The following is a 16,461-nucleotide window of genomic DNA, read 5'->3' as shown; positions in this document are numbered from 1 at the left end:
CGGCGCATCGTGTAGCGGCGCCCGGTGGCGGCGTTCGGGCAGGTGCCGACGGTGCGAAGGGATGGGCTATCAGAGCACGCCGGCGGAATGGAAGACGTTTCGGATGTCGTCGACGATATCCTGAAAGCGGGGCTCGCGGCGTATGCCGAGGGTCCGCGGCTGGGCGAAGTCGATCTCGTATCGCCGGATGACCTTGCCGGGGCGCGGCCCCATGACGATGACCTGGTCGGCCAGCGCGACGGCTTCCTCGATGTCGTGGGTGATGAACATCACGGTCTTGGCGTCCTCGGCCCAGATCCGGTTGAGGTCGAGCTGCATCTTCTCGCGCGTCAGCGCGTCGAGCGCGCCGAACGGCTCGTCCATCAGCAGCACCGAAGGCTCCGTCAGCAGCGCCCGGCAGATCGAGGCGCGCTGGCGCATCCCGCCGGACAGCTCGCTGGGATAGTGGTCGCGAAAGTCGATGAGCCCGACATTCTCCAGCAGCCTGAGACCTCGGGCCCTGGCCGCGCCCATGTCCTGCTTCTTGACCCTGGCCGGGAGCAGGATGTTGTCGAGGATGGTCATCCACGGCAGGAGCACGTCGCTCTGGAAGACGATGCCGACGTCGTGATAGGGCCCGGCAAGCGGGCGCCCGTCCACCCGCACCTCGCCGCGCGTTGGCCTGGCGAGGCCGGAGACGAGGGAAAGAAGGGTGCTCTTGCCGCAGCCGCTCGGCCCCAGCACCGAGCAGAAGGTGCCGGCGGCGATGTCGAGCGAGACGCCGTCGAGCGCGGTGACGCTCTGTCCCCGTCGCGAGAACTCCATGCCGACGTCGCGGATGGAGATCGCCGTGCCGCGGGGTGTGGTGCTGGCTTCCCTCGCGTGTGTCATTGGCCGGGCTCCCCGTTCTGCAGGGCGCGCAGCGGCGCGGGCAGGATGAGCCGCTCGACCAGCACGACGAGATAGTAGATCACCGCGCCGAGCACCGAGAGCATGAGCAGGCAGGCGAAGAGCAGCGGGATCTGCAGGTTGTTGTTGGCGACGAGCTGCAGGTAGCCGAGCCCCTGCTCCGCGGCGATGAACTCGCCCACGATCGCGCCCACCACGGCGAAGGCGGACGAGATCTTGATGCCGGCGAAGATGAAGGGCGAGGCCATGGGAATGCGCACCCGCCAGAAGGTCTCGAGCGGCGAGCTGCCGAGCGCGCGCATCAGCCGGATCATGTCCGGCGGGGTGCGCTGGAGCCCCACCACCGTGTTCACCACCACCGGGAAGAAGGCGATGGAGAAGGCGATGAGCACCTTGGGCAACAGGCCGAAGCCGAACCACACCACGAAGATCGGCGCGAGCGCCACCTTGGGCACCGACTGGCTCGCCACCAGTAGCGGATAGAAGGTCTTCTCGGCGGCCGGCGAGCAGGCGATGAGCACCGCGAGCGGGATGCCGACGACGATGCCGAGGCCGAAGCCTAGCATCGATTCCACGAAGGTCGCCCAGCTCTGCTTCAGCAGCAGCGGCCAGTTGGCGACCACCGCCTCGGCGATCGCGAGTGGGGACGGCAGGATGTAGTCCGGAATCGCGAACACGTCCGTGCTCGCCTGCCACAGCGCGACCAGCACCAGCAGGGCGGCGAGGGGCGGCAGGACGGTGCCGAGCGTGGCCGCCTTCATGGGGCGGCCGGCCGGCGGCGCACCGCCACGAATTCGATCTCGACGTCGTCGTCCTGGTTCAGGCCGGAGACCTCGAGGATGGTGCGGGTAGGCAGGTTCGGCCCGAAGGCGCGCTCATAGAAGCCGTTCACTGCCGGACGCAGGCCGGCCATGTCGGTGACATAGGCGCGCGAAGCGATGACGGAGGCGAGGTCGCTGCCGTGCTGCTCGAGGGTCAGGGCGAGGTGAGTGTGGATGAGTTCGAGGCGGCGCTCCAGCGTGGCGGCGGGCGCGCCGGTCTCGAACTCCAGCCCGCGCAGGCCGGAAAGGAAGATCAGGCCGTTCCACTCCACCGCCCGGGCCCAGGGCCCGGTCGCCGGCGGGATGCCGGCGACCTCGAAGGATCTCAGTATGTCGGTCATTTTTCGGAGACGAACGCGTTGGTGTAGTAGTCGGACGGCGCCTTCTTCTCGTCGATGACGCCGGCCGCCGCGAGGATGTCGAGGGTGTTCTGCCAGCCCTCGTCGCTGCCCACGAACAGCGCCTTCGGGCTGCCCCGGGAGAGGAAGCTATCGAGCGCGTCCACCTGGCCGCGCGTGGGGCCGTCCGGAAGCTGGGCGGGATAGGCGGCGGAGGCAATCTTGGCGGCCTCCTCGGGATGCTCCCGGGTGAACTCGAAGCCCTTGCGCGCGGCGGCGACGAACTTCTTCACCTCGTCGGGATGCTTCTCGATCATCTCGTTCGTGGTGATGAGCGTGTAGCCGATGATCGGGAAGCCGAAATCGCCGACCGCGAGGCTCTGGAGCTTCTCGGGTGTCTGGGAGGCGAGCACCGGCAGCTCGTTGGTGATGAAGATGTCGGCGAGGATGTCGACCTTGCCGGAGAGCAGCAGGCCGAAGCGCGCGCCCGGATTGACGCTCACCACATCCACCTTGCTCGCGTCGATGCCGTTCTTCTTTGCGAAGGCGTCCCAGATGTTGTGGAAGGTCGAGGAGGCGGCGATCTCCACCTTCTTGCCTTCAAGGTCCTTCGGCGTCGCCAGTGTCACGCCCGGCCGGGCCACGAAGCCCATGGAATCCACCTTGGACACGGTGGCGACGGCCTTGATCGGCACGCCCTTGTTCACCGCCTGGATGAGCTGGACCGAGGGAACATAGGCGAAGGCGTCCTTGCCGGTCGCCACCGACTGGATGGCGAGCGTGGCGCCGCTGCCTTCCTTCACGTCGAGGTCGAGGCCCTCATCCTTGAAGAACCCCTTCTCGGCCGCGACGATGAAGGGCGCGAACTCGCCCTTCATCTTCCAGTTGAGCCGAAGCGAGAGGGCAGGGTCGGCGGAGGCGTTCTGAACCATGGCAAGCGTCGAAGCGGCGATCATCGCGGCCCCGCAAAGGGCGGCGAACTGGCGGCGGGTTGAGCGGGGAGGAGCGAACTGCATCATGCCTCCTTATTTAATATTGTAAAATAGCGGGTCGCGGGGAAGATCGTTGGCGAAAAGCCTATATCTGCGCGATTTCATGTCAAAATGAATTGTCGTTGTGAACAATATTTGAGCGCAGTGCCTAATAATGCGAGCGGATTAATTTAATTATATGAAATCATGATGCGTTCGACGGCGGTTCTATCTCATGGAGAGACCGCGCCGCGGCGCGCACGGGAGGCGATGGCGTGCCCCGCCGCCGACGTCGCGGTGACCATTGGAGAGAGCGATGCGCCCGAAACGAGGGATGAAATTGGGTTGGATGGCGTCGGGCGGGTCGGCAACGGCGAAGCGGCGTCGACGGCCATCGGCCGCCGGGAGCCTTGGTGACGTCGCCTCAAGCCATGCTCGCATCGGCGTGCCTGCCGGATAACGGCATATGGACCCGCCAAATGAAACGGGCGCCGCGAGGGCGCCCGTTCCACATTATCCAGCCCGATGTCAGGCGCAGAGCCGGGTCAGCTCGCGGATATCCGCCACGTCGTCGAGACGGCGGACCATCTCGACGATCGCCTCGGTCTTGGCGCCGTCCCAGCGCGCGAACTCCGCGCAACCGCGGAACTTGTCGGCGCATTCGTCATAGCTCATCGGATTCGCCGGGCTTCCCTTGCCGAAATCCGCGCGGCCCGAGAGGGTGCGCCCGTCCTTCATGTGGATGTCGATGATGGTCGTCATCTTGTCGTAGCCGGCCGCTTCCGCCTCCGGATGGACGTGGAAGTTGACCCGCTCGATCATCGCCTTCACGTCCGGGCGCTCGACCGTCTCGTCGGTGAACTCGGGCAGGCTGCCGCGTCCGTCGAGCAGCAGGATCGCCATGCAGAATTCCATGGAGAACTTGGCCTGCAGCTCGTTCTTCGGACGATGATGGATCAGAGCGTTCGGCATGTTCTGGTTGGTGCCGACATCGACGCGTTCGACATCCTCCGCCTTGATGGCGTGCTCGTGGATGAGGCGCAGCATCTCGGTCATGCCCGGATGGGTGAGCGAGCCCGAGGGATGCGGCTTGATGGAGACGCCGGGGAAGGCGAACGTCCAGGGCCGCCCGAGCTTGCCGACGATGGCGTCGGGATCGTAGCCGCCGCCCGCCGCCTGGAAGAAGCCGCGCGGCGCCTCCAGGATCTTGTCGGTGGTGGTCCACCCCAGCTCGGCGAAGTCCGCCGCCACCACGCCGCTTTCGGACGAGCGCCCGGCGTGGAACGGCTTCATCATGGTGCCGAAATTCTCGCGAAGGCCGGCCGACTGGCTGCCCGCGCAGCCCAGCGCCCGCACGACCTGCTCGGCGGAGAGCCCCTTCAGCTTGGAGGCGGCCGCCGCGGCCGCATAGGTGCCGCAGGTCGCGGTCGCGTGGAACCCGTGCTGGTAATGGCGCGGGTTGATCGCCTCGGCGATCTTGCACTCCACCTCCACGCCGAGATGGTAGGCGAGCATCATCTCCGCGCCCGAGCGGCCGCCCGCTTCCGCCATGGCGAGCGCGGCCGGCAGCGCCGGGGCTGTGGGGTGCGTGAGCAGCCCGTAGACGCGGTCCTTGGCGACTGCGAGCTGGGTGTCGTCATAGTCGTCGGCGTGGATGCCGACGCCGTTGGCGAAGGCGGCGAAGCGCGGCGGCACCTTCAGCGAGGTGCCGATCACCGTGGCGGGACCCTGCTGGATGCCGAGGCCGGCGAGATAGGCCTGGATGTATTCGCCGCTCTTCGCCACCGATCCCGACAGGGCGAGCCCGATGCCGTCGAGGATCGACTTCTTGCCGAGCTCGATCACCTCCTCGGGCACGTCGGCATAGTCGGTGTCGATGACGAATTCGGCCACCTGATGGGTGAGGCCCTCGATGATCGGCCGCCCCTGAGCCGGGTTCGTCTGATGCTGTGTCATGTGGCGTTTCCCGCTGTTGTCTGGTTCAGGCAATGGCGCTCAGGCGGCCGGCGAGTGCACGCGGCTCGCGGGCAGGGCGCCGATGATGGCGTCGGTCAGCTCGCGGGTGCCGGCGGTGCCGCCGAGGTCGCGCGTGAGGCTGTCGCGGCGGGCGAGCACGTCCTCGATGGCGGTCTCGATGGCCCGCGCGGCCGCCTCCTCGCCGAGATGGCGCAGCATCATCGCGCCTGACCAGACCTGGCCGATGGGGTTGGCGATGCCCTTGCCGGCGATGTCCGGCGCCGAGCCGTGCACCGGCTCGAACATGGAGGGGTAGTCCTTCTCGGGGTTGATGTTGGCGCCCGGCGCGATGCCGATCGAGCCGACCACGGCCGGGCCGAGATCCGACAGGATGTCGCCGAAGAGGTTCGAGGCCACCACGACGTCGAACCAGTCCGGGTTGCGCACGAAATGCGCGGTCAGGATGTCGATGTGGAACTGGTCGGTGGTGAAGCCCGGATAGTCCTTGGCGACGGCCGCGAAGCGCTCGTCCCAATAGGGCATGGTGTGGCTGATGCCGTTCGACTTGGTGGCCGAGGTGACGTGCTTCTTCCGCCCGGCGGCGAGATCGAACGCGTAGCGCATCACCCGGTCGCAGCCGCGCCGGGTGAAGACGGACTGCTGCATCACCAGCTCGTCCGGCTGCCCCTCATAGAGCCGCCCGCCGATTGAGGAATATTCGCCCTCGTTGTTCTCGCGCACGACGTAGAAGTCGATGTCGCCCGGCTCGCGGCCCTTGAGCGGGCTTTCCACGCCCTTCATCAGCTTCACGGGGCGCAGGTTCACATATTGATGGAAGCCACGGCGGATGGGGATCAGCAGGCCCCACAGCGACACATGGTCCGGCACGCCCGGAAAGCCGACCGCGCCGAGGAAGATCGCGTCCTTGTCGCGGATCCGGTCGAGCCCGTCGGCGGGCATCATGGAGCCGGTCTTGGCGAAACGCTCGCAGCTCCAGTCGTAGTGGGTCCAGTCCAGCTCGAAGCCGCCGGCGCGGGCCGCCGCCTCCAGTACGCGCTGGGCCTCGGGCACCACCTCGTTGCCGATCCCGTCGCCGGGGATGACCGCTATCGAATATGTCGTCATGGAAACTCCTGCATCTCTGCCCGCGGCAACGGCCGGCCTTACGGTCCGCACGTTGTTCGCCTCGCGCCAAAGTGTCAACAATTTTCGATAACGTGAGATTGGGATCGGCAGGGGCGGCGATCGCGATCTATTAGGTAATTGATTGATTATACGTAATTTATTGGCGAACAATCGGTGACGTGCGGCGGTGCAGGTCGGGCGGAATCGGGTGTGTCGGGAATCAGTAATTGACCTGCATAAGAGAATAATGCGGCATAAATGTTGACAATTTGCGATCCGGGGCGCCAGACTTCGACATGTCCCGTCGCGACGACATCCCTCCCACCCGCATCCCGCGCACTGCCTCCTTCGTGCCGCCGATCCAGCGCGAGATCGAGCGCATGATCGGGGCCGGCGAGCTGGTCGGCGGGACCCGCATCAACGAGAGCGCGCTGGCCCTGCGGCTCGGCATCAGCCGCGGCCCGGTGCGCGAGGCCTGTCGCGCGCTGGAGCAGATCGGGCTGCTGCGCAGCGAGCTCAACCGGGGCTTCTTCGTGCGCGAGATCGGCACCAAGGAAGCGCTCGACCTGTACGACATCCGCGCGGGGCTGTTCGGCACCGCCGGGCGCCTTGCCGCCGCGATCATCACCACCGCCCAGTTGCGGGAGATGAAGGACCTGATCCGCCGGATGGACGAGGCGATCGAGGCATCGGACCTCGCGACCTTCTACACGCTCAACAATGAGATCCACCGCCAGGTGGTGGTCGCCTCGGACAACGCCAAGCTGATCGAGATGTACCCGCTGCTGGAGGCCGAACTTCACCTGTTCCGGCGCCGCGGCCTCGTGCTGCCGGGCTCGATGCGCGTCTCCAACGACGAGCACAAGGCGATCGTCGAGGCGCTGAGCAACGGCGATTCCACCACCGCCGCGCGCCTGCTGGAACGGCACATCCTCGCCGGCAAGGCGCGCTTCCTGCGCACGCTCGGCTGCAGCGCCGCCATAGACGCGCGGCCGGCTCCCGCGCTGAAGCGCGTGCCGGCCGATTCATGACAGATCCCGGTTCAACACAGGTAATTCGATGATGCGCGACACTCTTCCCGTACTGGCTCTGGTTCCCGGCGACTGCACCGGGATCGGGCCCGAGCAGACGGCGCGGCTGCTCCACGAAGGCGAAATGGACAAGGTCGCGCGGCTCGTCGTCGTCGGCGATGCGCGCGTGCTCGACATGGGCGCCAGGCAGGCCGGCGTGCCCCTGACCTACCGGCGCTACGATTCGCCGGCGGCGGTCGACTGGAGCCGGGCGGAAGTGCCGCTGGTCGATCTCGGCAATATCGACCCTTCCGCCTTCGAGCTCGGCGTCGCCTCGCCCGATTCCGGCCGGCTGACCGGCGACACGCTGGCGCGCGCCATCGACTTCGCCAAGGCCGGCGAGGTGGACGGGGTGTCCTTCGCGCCGCTGAACAAGCAGGCGATGTTCAAGGGCGGCTGGCGCTTTCCCGACGAGCACAAGATGTTCGCCCACCTTCTCGCCCATGAGGGCCCGTTCAGCGAGATGAACGTGCTCGAGAACCAGTGGATGACGCGGGTCACCTCGCACGTCTCCCTGCGGACCGCGCTCGATCAGGTGACGTTCGAATCCATCTGCCGCGCGCTCAAGCTCGCCGACGACACCATGCGCAAGGCCGGCATCGAGCGTCCGCGCATCGCCGTCGCCGCGCTCAATCCGCACGCGGGCGAGGGCGGGCTGTTCGGCACCGAGGAGATCGAGATCATTCGTCCCGCGGTCGAGGCGATGGCCGCCCAGGGCATCGACTGCAGTGGGCCCTTCCCCGCCGACACGGTCTATCTGAAGGCGTTCTCGGGTGCCTATGACGGCGTGATGGCGATGTATCACGACCAGGGGCAGATCGCGACGAAGCTCAAGGGCTTCAACAAGGGCGTGACGATCACCGCCGGTCTCGAGGTGGTGTTCACGACCCCCGCCCACGGCACGGCGTTCGACATCGTCGGCAAGGGCGTCGCCGATATCGGCGCTTTCAAGTCGGCGATCCGGCTGGCGGCACGCGTGGCCACGCGCCAGATGGAATCGCGCGCGGCGGCCTGACGGCAAGCGCGCGACAGCAGCGACGTGCCGGGACTGCCGGCACGTCCAGCGATGACGGAAATCGCGGGCGGATCAGTCGTTGCGGGAGGCGCCGCCGCTTCCCGCGGCGATCAGGCGCCGCTTGGCCAGCGCCACATGACGCCAATGCGTCATCTGCGCCCGGTCGCCGTCGCCCGAGGCCAGCGCCTCGAGCATGGCGCGGTGCTCGCGGTTCGACACCGCGAGGCCGCCGCCCTGCACCAGCGCGCGGGCGCGGAACAGATGGAGCTTGTTGACGAAGCGATGATATTCCGCCGCCAGCGTGCGATTGCCGCAGGAGGTGACGATCAGATTATGGAAGGCCAGGTTGAGCGGATAATATTCGTCGAAGCTGCCCTGGTCGGCGACCATGTCCATCCGGTCGACGAGGCGGGTCAGCTCGACCAGCAGCTCGTCCGTCATCCGTTCCGCCAGCAAACGCCCCGCCTGCCCGAACAGGGCGGCGCGCACGTCGTAGATCTCGATGGCGTCCTCGACCGTCAGCCGACGGACGAAGACGCCCCTATTGCGGACGACTTCGACCAGGCCCTTCGCCTCGAGGCTTCGCGTCGCCTCGCGGATCGGGCCGCGGCTGGTGCCGAAGCGGTTCGAGAGATGGATCTCGTTGATCCGCGCTCCGGGCTCCAGCTCGCCCGTCAGGATGAGCCGCTCGAGCTCCTTTTCGAGCGCGCTGGTGAGGGAAACGCTCTTCACCACGGAGAGGTCGTTCAGCGGGCCGGTGTCAGTGTTCATGGTCATCGGTCGATTGTAGACAATCCCGTGGTGAATAGCTTCTAGTTTCTACGCGACGCTGCGTGAGTGGCGCTTTTCCGCTTCGTTTTGTCCTTCAATGAGGCCGATCACGGCATTCGTCACGTCCTCGGTGGTCGCGCTTCCGCCGAGATCGGGCGTCAACGCCGTTCCGAGTTCCGTCACCCGCTCGATGGCACGCATCAGCCGGTTCGCGGCCGTGCCCTCGCCGAGATGTTCCAGCATCAGCGCGGCGCTCCAGAACGCGCCGATCGGATTGGCGATTCCCTTGCCGATGAGGTCGAAGCCCGACCCGTGGATCGGCTCGAACATGGACGGGGCCGAGCGGTCCGGCGTCAGATTCGCGGTGGCGCCGATGCCGAGGCTGCCGCTGAGCGCGGAAGCGAGGTCGGACAGCACGTCGGCGTGGAGATTGGTCGCCAGCACCGTGTCGACCGTGCCCGGCCGCAGCACCAGCCGCATCGTCATCGCGTCGACGAGCATCCAGTCGACGTCGAGATCCGGGAAGTCCTTGATCACCGAGCGGCACACCTCGTCCCACAGCACCATGCCGTGGCGCTGGGCATTGGACTTGGTGACGATGGTGAGCTTGCGGCGCGGACGCGACATGGCGAGCTCGCAGGCGAAGCGCGCGATCCGCTTGACGCCGGTGCGCGTGAACACCGACACGTCGAGCCCGACCTCGATCGGCAGCCCGCGATGGGCCCGTCCGCCGGCGCCGGCATATTCGCCCTCGCTGTTCTCGCGCACGATCACCCAGTCGATCTCGCGGCCGAGCTCGGGGCGGAGGGGGCCGGTGATGTTCGGCAGCAGCCGCGAGGGGCGGACATTCGCGTACTGGTCGAGCCCCTGGCAGATCGCGAGGCGCAGCTCCCACAGCGTGATGTGGTCGGGAATCTGGGGATCGCCGACCGCGCCGAAATAGATCGCGTCGAAGGCGCGCAGCGTGTCGACGCCGTCCTCCGGCATCATGCGGCCGACGCGGCGATAGCGGTCGGATCCCCAGTCGAAGGTCTCGAAGCTGAACGCGAAGCCCCCGTCATTCGCGGCCAGCGTGTCGAGCACGCGCCGGCCGGCGTGGATGACGTCGGAGCCGATGCCGTCTCCGGGGATGAGGGCGATCTTATGCTGCCGCATGGCTGTGTCTCTCCATAGCTGCGAGGATTCCGTCGACCATGTCGGCCTGTGTGCCGGATCCACGAATGTCGGGTGTGCGCGTTGCGGGGTCCGCCAGCGCGGCTTCGATGCCGGTCTTCATCAGCGCGGCGGCGCGGCCGGCCGCGGGAAGGCCGTGCCGGCGGCCGAGCCACTCGATCAGCATCCGGGTGGATTCGATCATGGCGTAGGGGTTGGCGATTCCCTTGCCGGCGATGTCCGGGGCCGAGCCGTGGGTGGCCTGCGCCATCGCGATGTCGCCGCGCCCGATGCACAGGCCCGGTGCCATGCCGAGGCCGCCGACGAGCCCGGCCGCCTCGTCGGTGAGGATGTCGCCGAACATGTTGGTGGTGACGACGGTGTCGAAGCGCTGCGGCTCGCGCACCAGCTTCATCGCGAAGGTGTCGACGATGACCTCGTCGATGGTCACGTCCGGGAACGCTTCGCCGGCCTTGTGGCACTCCTCGACGAACATGCCGCAGCCGAGCTTGAACACCGTGTCCTTGTGCACGACGGTCAGCCGCTTGCGGCGCGCGCGGGCGATCTCGAGCGCCGCCTGGGCCACCTTGCGGCTGCCCTCGCGGGTGATCACGCGCACCGAGATGGTCATGTCGTGCGTCGGCCGGAACTCGCCCGAGCCGGCGACCACGTTGCGGTCCGGCTGGAAGCCCTCATTGTTCTCGCGCACGATCACCAGGTCGATGTCGTCGTAAAGACAGCCCAGCCCCGGATAGGAGCGCGTCGGGCGGACATTGGCGAACAGGTCGAAGCTCTTGCGCAGGATCGGGTGCGGGTTGATGGCCTCCGGCACCTTGGGATAGGCCTGATGGCCGATGGGCCCGAGGATGAAGCCGTCGAGCTCGCCCAGCCGCTCCAGCGTGCCCGCCGGCATCGTATGGCCGAGCTCGTCGAGGGCCTTGCGCCCGATCGGGATCGGATGCCAGTCGATGGAAAGGCCGCTTGCGCGGGCCGCCGCCTCGGCGATGCGGTGCGACGCCGGGACGATCTCGTGCCCGATATCGTCCCCGTTCAGCAGGCCGATGCGCAGGGTGGATGCGCTCATCGCCGTCTCCTATTCGGCCGCATCGCGCCGGCCGGCCGGCACCGAGGCGCGGGCAAGCGCGCCGACATCGGCAAGCTCGGGCAGGCGCCAGCACATCTCCATCAGCGACTGAGTCGTCTCCGCTCCGACGACCAGCCCCGCCTGATGGGCGAACTTGGCTTCGAGCTGCTGGTTGCTGAGCGGACGCTCGCGGCTGCCGATGGCGCGCTCGATCACGCGCTCGATCCGCCGCCCGTCCTCGAACTCGACCTCGATCACCACCGACGCCTCGTGGATCGAGGTGTCCGATGTCGCGCTCACCTTGCGGCGCAGGGCGACCAGCTCCGGCGCGTTCGCCGCCTCGTCGGTGAAGGCGGTGGGCGATCCGTCTCCGCGCAGCAGGCCGCAGGCGGCCGCGTGATAGATGCTGAACTTGGTCTCGAGCCCGGTCTGCGGCTCGCGCTTGCCGGTGAGCTCGAGCACCAGCGGGTGGGCGCGCAGGCGCACCGCGGCGATCCGCTCGACCTCGCTCCCGAGCTCCTCGCGCAGCTGCTGGCAGCCGTCGATGGTCGGGTGGATGACGACGCCGCAGGCGAAGGGCTTGTAGGAGTTGAGCGCCGCCTCCCAGACCTCGCCGAGCCCGCCGAGGATCTCGTTGTAGTCGTGCCGGGTCGAGAGCACGTTGGCGAAGCCGCGCGGCGCCTCGATCGCCTGCAGGGAGCTGTCGAAGCCGGCCTGGGCCAGATAGGCGGCCATGGCGCCGTTCTTCGCGGCATTGCCCGGATGGAAGCTCTTGCACATGGTGCCGAACATTTCGCGCAGGCCCGAGGCCTGGGTGGCGGCAATGCCGAGCGCCCAGGTCATCCGCTGCTCGTCGAGCCCGAGCATGCGCCCGAGCGCCGCCGCCGCGCCGAACACGCCGGCCGTGCCGGTGATGTGCCAGCCCCGGTCATAGTGCTCCGGGTAGACGCTGTTGCCGATGCGGCACTCGACCTCGACGCCGATGAGCAGCGCGGTCAGGAAGTCCTGCCCGGAGACCGGCTGATACTCGGCCGCGGCCAGAAGCGCCGAGGCGACCGGCCCGGCCGGATGGATGATGGTCTTCAGATGCGTGTCGTCATAGTCGAGGACATGCGAGCTGATGCCGTTGACGAGCGCCGTGTTGAGGACGTCGAGCCTTTCGCCGCGCCCGAGCACCGTGGCCTGGGAGCGGCCGGCGAAGGGCATGATGCCGGCGAGCGCGCAATCGACGGTCTCGTGGCGCGCGCCGCCGACGGCGCAGCCCATCCAGTTGAAGAGCGTCCGCACGCCTTCCTCGCGCACGGATTGGGGTATCCCGTCGGCCGGGAAATTCACGACCCAGGCGGCGAGCTTCCTTGTGATATCTGTCTCGGACATTTCTCTCTCCCTTAGACGAGGCCGCGCGCGATACCGCCGTCGACATTGATGGCCTGGCCGGTGACGTAGCTGGCGAGCGGGCTGGCGAGCCAGGCGACCATCACCGCGACTTCGGCCGGCTCGGCGAATCTCTTCAGGGGAATCTCGTGCGAGAATTCCTCGAAGATCGCGCCCACCGGCACGCCGCGCTCGCTCGCCATCCGGTCGGCCCGGTTGATCCAAAGCGGGGTCTTAGTGCGGCCCGGGCCGACACTGTTGATGCGGATGCCCTGTTCGCCCAGCTCCAGCGCGAGCGTCTTCACGAGGCCGAGCAGGCCGGCCTTGTGCACATTGGTCATGACCTGGTGCGCGTAGGGCATCTTGGCGGCCGCCGCCCCGAGCGTCACCACGGCGGGATCGCGTCCCTGCGCCAGCAGCGGCGCGCCGGCGCGGATGACGCGCACGGTGGACAGGACGTTGAACGTATAGCTGGCGAGCCAGTCCTCGTCGGACAGGTCGCCGAAATCGGCCCGGACGCTGCCGCCGACGGCGCTGACGAGAATGTCGAGCGCGCCCCAGCGCGTGCGCGCCTCGTCCGCCAGCTTCGCGGCGGATCCGGCATCCTTCACCACATCCGCCACGACGAGATGCGGCGCGCGGCCGGTCGCTTCGCCCAGCCGCGCCGCCGCGGCTTCGAGATTGTCGCGGCTGCGCGAGGCGATGACGACGTCGGCGCCCTCGCTCAGCAGGATGCGGGCGGTCGCCTCGCCTATGCCGTAGCTGCCGCCGACGATGACGGCGCGCCGGCCGTCAAATCCCAGATCCATAATGCCCTCTCAAGACGAAGCGGTAGACGCGGAAGACGAGGAGAATCGTCGAGGCGATCATCGCGATGCGGACGATGTGGAACGCCGTCACCAGCTCGGCGTCGGCGTGCATGGCCTTGGCCGTCAGCACCATCTCGGTGACGGCGGCGGGGGCCAGGGCCAGGAAGCTCGTCGTCAGCGGCAGGCCGGTGGCGAAGGACAGCACCTCGGCGCCCAGCGCCGCCGCGCCGATCAGCAGGAGCGCGACCAGCAATCCGCCCGCGGCGACGCGCGGCAGGCGCACGAACAGGTCGCGCCGGAACCGCATGGCGAGCCACACGCCGATCATGATCTGGGCGACGATCACCATCACGCCGGGCACCGCCACGTGCAGAAGGCCGGACGCCCCCAGCGCCGCGCTCGGCAGCAGCGAGCCGAGAAGCCACGGATTGGGAATCGCGGTCGGCCGCAGCAGGTGCGCGCCGAGATAGGCCACCAGCAGCGCCAGCAGCAGCGAAGGGATCTCGTGCGACATCACCGTCTCCACCGTCGTCGCCGTCCCCGGTTCGCCATAGGCGAAGACGAGGAAAGGCACGACGCTGACCACGGTGGTGACGCGCAGCGCGTGGACCACGGACACCGTGTTGGTGTCGCCGCCGCGCGCCGCCGCGACCACCGCCATGTCGGCCATGCCGCCGGCCGCAGTGGCGAAGAAGGCGGTGGTGGGATCGATGCGCGCGAGCGGGCGCATCAGCAGCGCACCGAGAAAGGTCGCCAGGATGATGTAGAGCGTCGACGCGATCATCGCCGGCAGCAACCCCAGCGACACCAGCAGCAGGTGCGGCGTGAAGCGCATGCCGATGGCGAGGCCGACGATGACCTGGCCGATTTCGCGCAGGTGCGGCCCCGCCTGCAACGGTACGCCCGCGATCATCAGCGCCCCGCAAGCAAAGAGCGGCCCCAGCATCCAGGGCAGCGGCATGTGGGCGAGGGAGGCGAGATAGCCGGCGATGGCGGCGACCGAATAGGTCGCGACGATGCACAGCCACCAGCGAACGGACTGGAGCCCCGACCGCGCCACCGTATCCGGGTTCCTCGGGATGTCGGCCATCACGCGAGAGCCCCGTCGCCCCGTCGCGCCTTCCCCGCGCCGACCGCATCCGTCGTCGGACGGGGGAGGGATCGGGACGAAAGGCAGGACATGGCGACCTCCAGGGCAGCGGCCGCACGTTACGGTAGGGCCGGCGAAACCGAGCCCGGATAGAGCCAGAGTTATTGACAACTGTCAACAAAATGGGGCGATATGGACCTGCCAATGGGGATATTGGCCTATTTCGGGCGTCTTCCCTGCCGTGTGCGAAGCCATATTGGCACGCCCGACCGTGGCAAAGAGTGCCGCTTCTGCCTCGCCCAACAATTCTGTCGGCAAATCTGTTGACAGTTGACGGATCGAGGAACAGTCTGGCTCAGCCTAGTCCACACGGCCGGGGACGAACACCCGGTTGCAATCCAGATGGAACGGCGGGAGGAAAACATGACCGATTTTACACGCAGAGAAGCATTCCGACTCGTGGCCGGAAGCGTCGGCGTCGCCAGCGGCCTGGTCGCGATGCCTTCGATCCTGCGCGCTGCGGATTACCCCACGCGTCCGATCAACGTGATCGTGCCCTTCGCCACCGGCGGCTACAATGACCGCCTCTCGCGCGCCTTTGCTCCCTATCTGGAAAAGGAGCTCGGCCAGCCGCTGGTCATCGTCAACAAGCCGGGCGCCGGCACCCAGCTCGGCAACTCCTACGCGCTCAACCAGCCGGCGGACGGCTACAGCATCCTGTGCACCTCGGCGGCGCCCTATATCCCGCTGACCGTGCTCCTGCAGAACGCGCCCTACAAGGTCGAGGACTTCTCGATGCTGAACCTGCCGTCGCGCGACTACACGCTCGCGGCGACGTCGGCGGACAGCCCGATCAAGACCTTTGCGGAAGTCATCGAAAAGCTGCAGGCCGATCCCGGCAGCCTCAGCATCGGCGTCCAGCCCGCCTCGGCGGACTACGCCAACATGGTTCTCGCCTTCCAGGCCGCCAAGATCGACCCGTCCAAGCTTCGCATCGTGACCTATGACGGCGGCGGGCCGGCCCGCAACGCGACCGCCGGCGCCCAGGTCGATGTCGGCTTCGTCGGCGGCGAGGGCTTCCTCCCGCTGGTCTCCAAGATCCGGCCGCTGGCGATCTTCGCCGAGGAGACGGTGGACTGGTATCCCGACGCGCCCCTCATCGGCGCGAGCGGCCTCAAGGTCGACTTCGTCGAGGGCTCGCAGCGCGGATGGGTGGTCACCACCAAGCTCAAGAACGAGCAGCCGGAGATCTTCAAGTTCCTCAGCGGCGCGCTCGAGCGGGCCAGCAAGAACCCGAAGGCGATCGAGGCCCTCAAGCTGCAGCAGCTCGCGACCACCTGGTACGGCCCGGAGGCCTCCGAGAAGGCCTATCTCGCCAATGCCGACAAGATGGCCAAGTACATCGACCTCATGAAGTAGCCGGCATCCGCGACGAGGCCGGCGCCTGGTGCGCCGGCCTCTTCTGCTCATCCCTCATGGAATGGAGATGGTGATGCGTATCGGACGGCATACCTACGTCATCGAGTACGGACACCTCGCCCTCATCACGCTGATCGCCGGACTGGTCTTCTGGTATCTGCTCGATGCGCGCAGCGTCTCGCTGAGTGTCAACAATCTTCTGCTGGTGGAGCCGGTCTCGCTCTTCACGCTGGCTCTCTACGCATTCATCGTGCCCCAGTGCTTCCACAAGGTCGACGAGGCCGAAGCGGCCGCGATCGCTTCCGACCAGGACCCGCTGTCGCCCACCGCCGCGCCGGACTATTCCGACCTGATCAAGATGGGCGCGCTGAGCGTCGCGCTCGGGTTGATGGTCTTCCTGCTCGAGACGATCGGCTTCGACATCGCGGTCTTCCTGTTCTCCGCCGCGGCGATGGTGGTGTGCGGCGAACGCCGCCCCCTGCGCGTGCTGGTGTTCTCGCTCGCGGTCACGGCTGTGGCGATCTACGGCTTCCGCGCCATGATCCCCTACCCGATGCCCACCACTCTTCTGTGAGCCA

General features: G+C 67.5%; 16 protein-coding genes. 4 read left to right on the top strand and 12 right to left on the bottom strand.

The window, feature by feature from the left end; all coding sequences use genetic code 11:
• Positions 1-69: 69 nt before the first annotated feature.
• From NVS83_RS06245 to NVS83_RS06220, 6 genes are all read right to left on the bottom strand, one after another.
• Positions 70-870, bottom strand: a complete 801-nt coding sequence (locus tag NVS83_RS06245) for an ABC transporter ATP-binding protein (RefSeq protein WP_258738563.1) — start codon at positions 868-870, stop codon at positions 70-72.
• On the bottom strand, positions 867-1,649 hold the full coding sequence (locus tag NVS83_RS06240; RefSeq protein ID WP_258731615.1) for an ABC transporter permease: 783 nt from the start codon (positions 1,647-1,649) through the stop codon (positions 867-869). Before NVS83_RS06240 ends, NVS83_RS06245 begins: the two co-directional genes overlap by 4 nt.
• A complete protein-coding gene (locus tag NVS83_RS06235; protein ID WP_258738562.1) occupies positions 1,646-2,050 on the bottom strand; it encodes a RidA family protein in 405 nt (134 codons plus the stop codon). Before NVS83_RS06235 ends, NVS83_RS06240 begins: the two co-directional genes overlap by 4 nt.
• Complete coding sequence (locus NVS83_RS06230) at positions 2,047-3,063, bottom strand: ABC transporter substrate-binding protein (RefSeq protein WP_258738561.1); 1,017 nt, start codon at positions 3,061-3,063, stop codon at positions 2,047-2,049. Before NVS83_RS06230 ends, NVS83_RS06235 begins: the two co-directional genes overlap by 4 nt.
• Before the next feature lie 483 nt (positions 3,064-3,546).
• Positions 3,547-4,974 (bottom strand): MmgE/PrpD family protein, encoded by a 1,428-nt coding sequence (locus tag NVS83_RS06225; RefSeq protein WP_258738560.1) that lies wholly within the window; start codon positions 4,972-4,974, stop codon positions 3,547-3,549.
• A 39-nt stretch (positions 4,975-5,013) separates the two neighbouring features.
• Positions 5,014-6,099, bottom strand: a complete 1,086-nt coding sequence (locus NVS83_RS06220; protein ID WP_258738559.1) for a tartrate dehydrogenase — start codon at positions 6,097-6,099, stop codon at positions 5,014-5,016.
• 296 nt (positions 6,100-6,395) lie between these two features.
• Here NVS83_RS06220 and NVS83_RS06215 point away from each other — a divergent pair, with 296 nt between their 5' ends.
• Together NVS83_RS06215 and NVS83_RS06210 are read left to right on the top strand one after the other, a co-directional pair.
• Positions 6,396-7,130, top strand: coding sequence for an FCD domain-containing protein (locus NVS83_RS06215; protein ID WP_258738558.1), 735 nt, complete (start codon positions 6,396-6,398; stop codon positions 7,128-7,130).
• Between the two features lie 28 nt (positions 7,131-7,158).
• Positions 7,159-8,184 (top strand): PdxA family dehydrogenase, encoded by a 1,026-nt coding sequence (locus tag NVS83_RS06210; RefSeq protein WP_258738557.1) that lies wholly within the window; start codon positions 7,159-7,161, stop codon positions 8,182-8,184.
• Positions 8,185-8,256: 72 nt separating this feature from the next.
• Here NVS83_RS06210 and NVS83_RS06205 read toward each other — a convergent pair whose 3' ends face one another.
• The 6 genes from NVS83_RS06205 to NVS83_RS06180 are packed head-to-tail and all read right to left on the bottom strand — an operon-like array spanning position 8,257 to position 14,464.
• Positions 8,257-8,955, bottom strand: coding sequence for an FCD domain-containing protein (locus NVS83_RS06205; protein WP_258731607.1), 699 nt, complete (start codon positions 8,953-8,955; stop codon positions 8,257-8,259).
• 48 nt (positions 8,956-9,003) lie between these two features.
• Positions 9,004-10,110 (bottom strand): tartrate dehydrogenase, encoded by a 1,107-nt coding sequence (locus NVS83_RS06200; protein WP_258738556.1) that lies wholly within the window; start codon positions 10,108-10,110, stop codon positions 9,004-9,006.
• The gene (locus NVS83_RS06195; protein WP_258738555.1) at positions 10,097-11,191 is read right to left on the bottom strand and encodes an isocitrate/isopropylmalate dehydrogenase family protein; all 1,095 of its coding nucleotides are present in this window, start codon (positions 11,189-11,191) and stop codon (positions 10,097-10,099) included. The genes NVS83_RS06200 and NVS83_RS06195 overlap by 14 nt, the downstream gene beginning before the upstream one ends.
• A gap of 9 nt (positions 11,192-11,200) precedes the next feature.
• The gene (locus NVS83_RS06190) at positions 11,201-12,568 is read right to left on the bottom strand and encodes an MmgE/PrpD family protein (protein WP_258738554.1); all 1,368 of its coding nucleotides are present in this window, start codon (positions 12,566-12,568) and stop codon (positions 11,201-11,203) included.
• Between the two features lie 11 nt (positions 12,569-12,579).
• Positions 12,580-13,374 carry an SDR family oxidoreductase gene (locus NVS83_RS06185; protein ID WP_258738553.1) on the bottom strand — a complete coding sequence of 265 codons (795 nt, stop codon included), beginning with the start codon at positions 13,372-13,374 and terminating at the stop codon, positions 12,580-12,582.
• Complete coding sequence (locus NVS83_RS06180) at positions 13,358-14,464, bottom strand: AbrB family transcriptional regulator (RefSeq protein WP_258739114.1); 1,107 nt, start codon at positions 14,462-14,464, stop codon at positions 13,358-13,360. Before NVS83_RS06180 ends, NVS83_RS06185 begins: the two co-directional genes overlap by 17 nt.
• 459 nt (positions 14,465-14,923) lie before the next feature.
• On the opposite strand from NVS83_RS06180, the gene NVS83_RS06175 reads away from it, so the two are divergent.
• Positions 14,924-15,883, top strand: coding sequence for a tripartite tricarboxylate transporter substrate binding protein (locus NVS83_RS06175; RefSeq protein ID WP_258738552.1), 960 nt, complete (start codon positions 14,924-14,926; stop codon positions 15,881-15,883).
• A gap of 73 nt (positions 15,884-15,956) precedes the next feature.
• On the top strand, positions 15,957-16,457 hold the full coding sequence (locus tag NVS83_RS06170) for a tripartite tricarboxylate transporter TctB family protein (RefSeq protein WP_258738551.1): 501 nt from the start codon (positions 15,957-15,959) through the stop codon (positions 16,455-16,457).
• Positions 16,458-16,461 lie beyond the last annotated feature (4 nt).

The organism is Ancylobacter mangrovi (genome assembly GCF_024752335.1).
Taxonomy (GTDB): Bacteria; Pseudomonadota; Alphaproteobacteria; order Rhizobiales; family Xanthobacteraceae; genus Ancylobacter; species Ancylobacter mangrovi.
This window is presented reverse-complemented; position numbering and strand designations above follow the sequence as displayed.

What these genes read in the sequence shown, in the direction of transcription:
- NVS83_RS06245 (WP_258738563.1), bottom strand. Translation starts at nt 870, where the DNA reads ATGACACACGCGAGGGAAGCCAGCACCACACCCCGCGGCACGGCGATC.
- NVS83_RS06240 (WP_258731615.1), bottom strand. Translation starts at nt 1,649, where the DNA reads ATGAAGGCGGCCACGCTCGGCACCGTCCTGCCGCCCCTCGCCGCCCTG.
- NVS83_RS06235 (WP_258738562.1), bottom strand. Translation starts at nt 2,050, where the DNA reads ATGACCGACATACTGAGATCCTTCGAGGTCGCCGGCATCCCGCCGGCG.
- NVS83_RS06230 (WP_258738561.1), bottom strand. Translation starts at nt 3,063, where the DNA reads ATGCAGTTCGCTCCTCCCCGCTCAACCCGCCGCCAGTTCGCCGCCCTT.
- NVS83_RS06225 (WP_258738560.1), bottom strand. Translation starts at nt 4,974, where the DNA reads ATGACACAGCATCAGACGAACCCGGCTCAGGGGCGGCCGATCATCGAG.
- NVS83_RS06220 (WP_258738559.1), bottom strand. Translation starts at nt 6,099, where the DNA reads ATGACGACATATTCGATAGCGGTCATCCCCGGCGACGGGATCGGCAAC.
- NVS83_RS06215 (WP_258738558.1), top strand. Translation starts at nt 6,396, where the DNA reads ATGTCCCGTCGCGACGACATCCCTCCCACCCGCATCCCGCGCACTGCC.
- NVS83_RS06210 (WP_258738557.1), top strand. Translation starts at nt 7,159, where the DNA reads ATGATGCGCGACACTCTTCCCGTACTGGCTCTGGTTCCCGGCGACTGC.
- NVS83_RS06205 (WP_258731607.1), bottom strand. Translation starts at nt 8,955, where the DNA reads ATGAACACTGACACCGGCCCGCTGAACGACCTCTCCGTGGTGAAGAGC.
- NVS83_RS06200 (WP_258738556.1), bottom strand. Translation starts at nt 10,110, where the DNA reads ATGCGGCAGCATAAGATCGCCCTCATCCCCGGAGACGGCATCGGCTCC.
- NVS83_RS06195 (WP_258738555.1), bottom strand. Translation starts at nt 11,191, where the DNA reads ATGAGCGCATCCACCCTGCGCATCGGCCTGCTGAACGGGGACGATATC.
- NVS83_RS06190 (WP_258738554.1), bottom strand. Translation starts at nt 12,568, where the DNA reads ATGTCCGAGACAGATATCACAAGGAAGCTCGCCGCCTGGGTCGTGAAT.
- NVS83_RS06185 (WP_258738553.1), bottom strand. Translation starts at nt 13,374, where the DNA reads ATGGATCTGGGATTTGACGGCCGGCGCGCCGTCATCGTCGGCGGCAGC.
- NVS83_RS06180 (WP_258739114.1), bottom strand. Translation starts at nt 14,464, where the DNA reads ATGGCCGACATCCCGAGGAACCCGGATACGGTGGCGCGGTCGGGGCTC.
- NVS83_RS06170 (WP_258738551.1), top strand. Translation starts at nt 15,957, where the DNA reads ATGCGTATCGGACGGCATACCTACGTCATCGAGTACGGACACCTCGCC.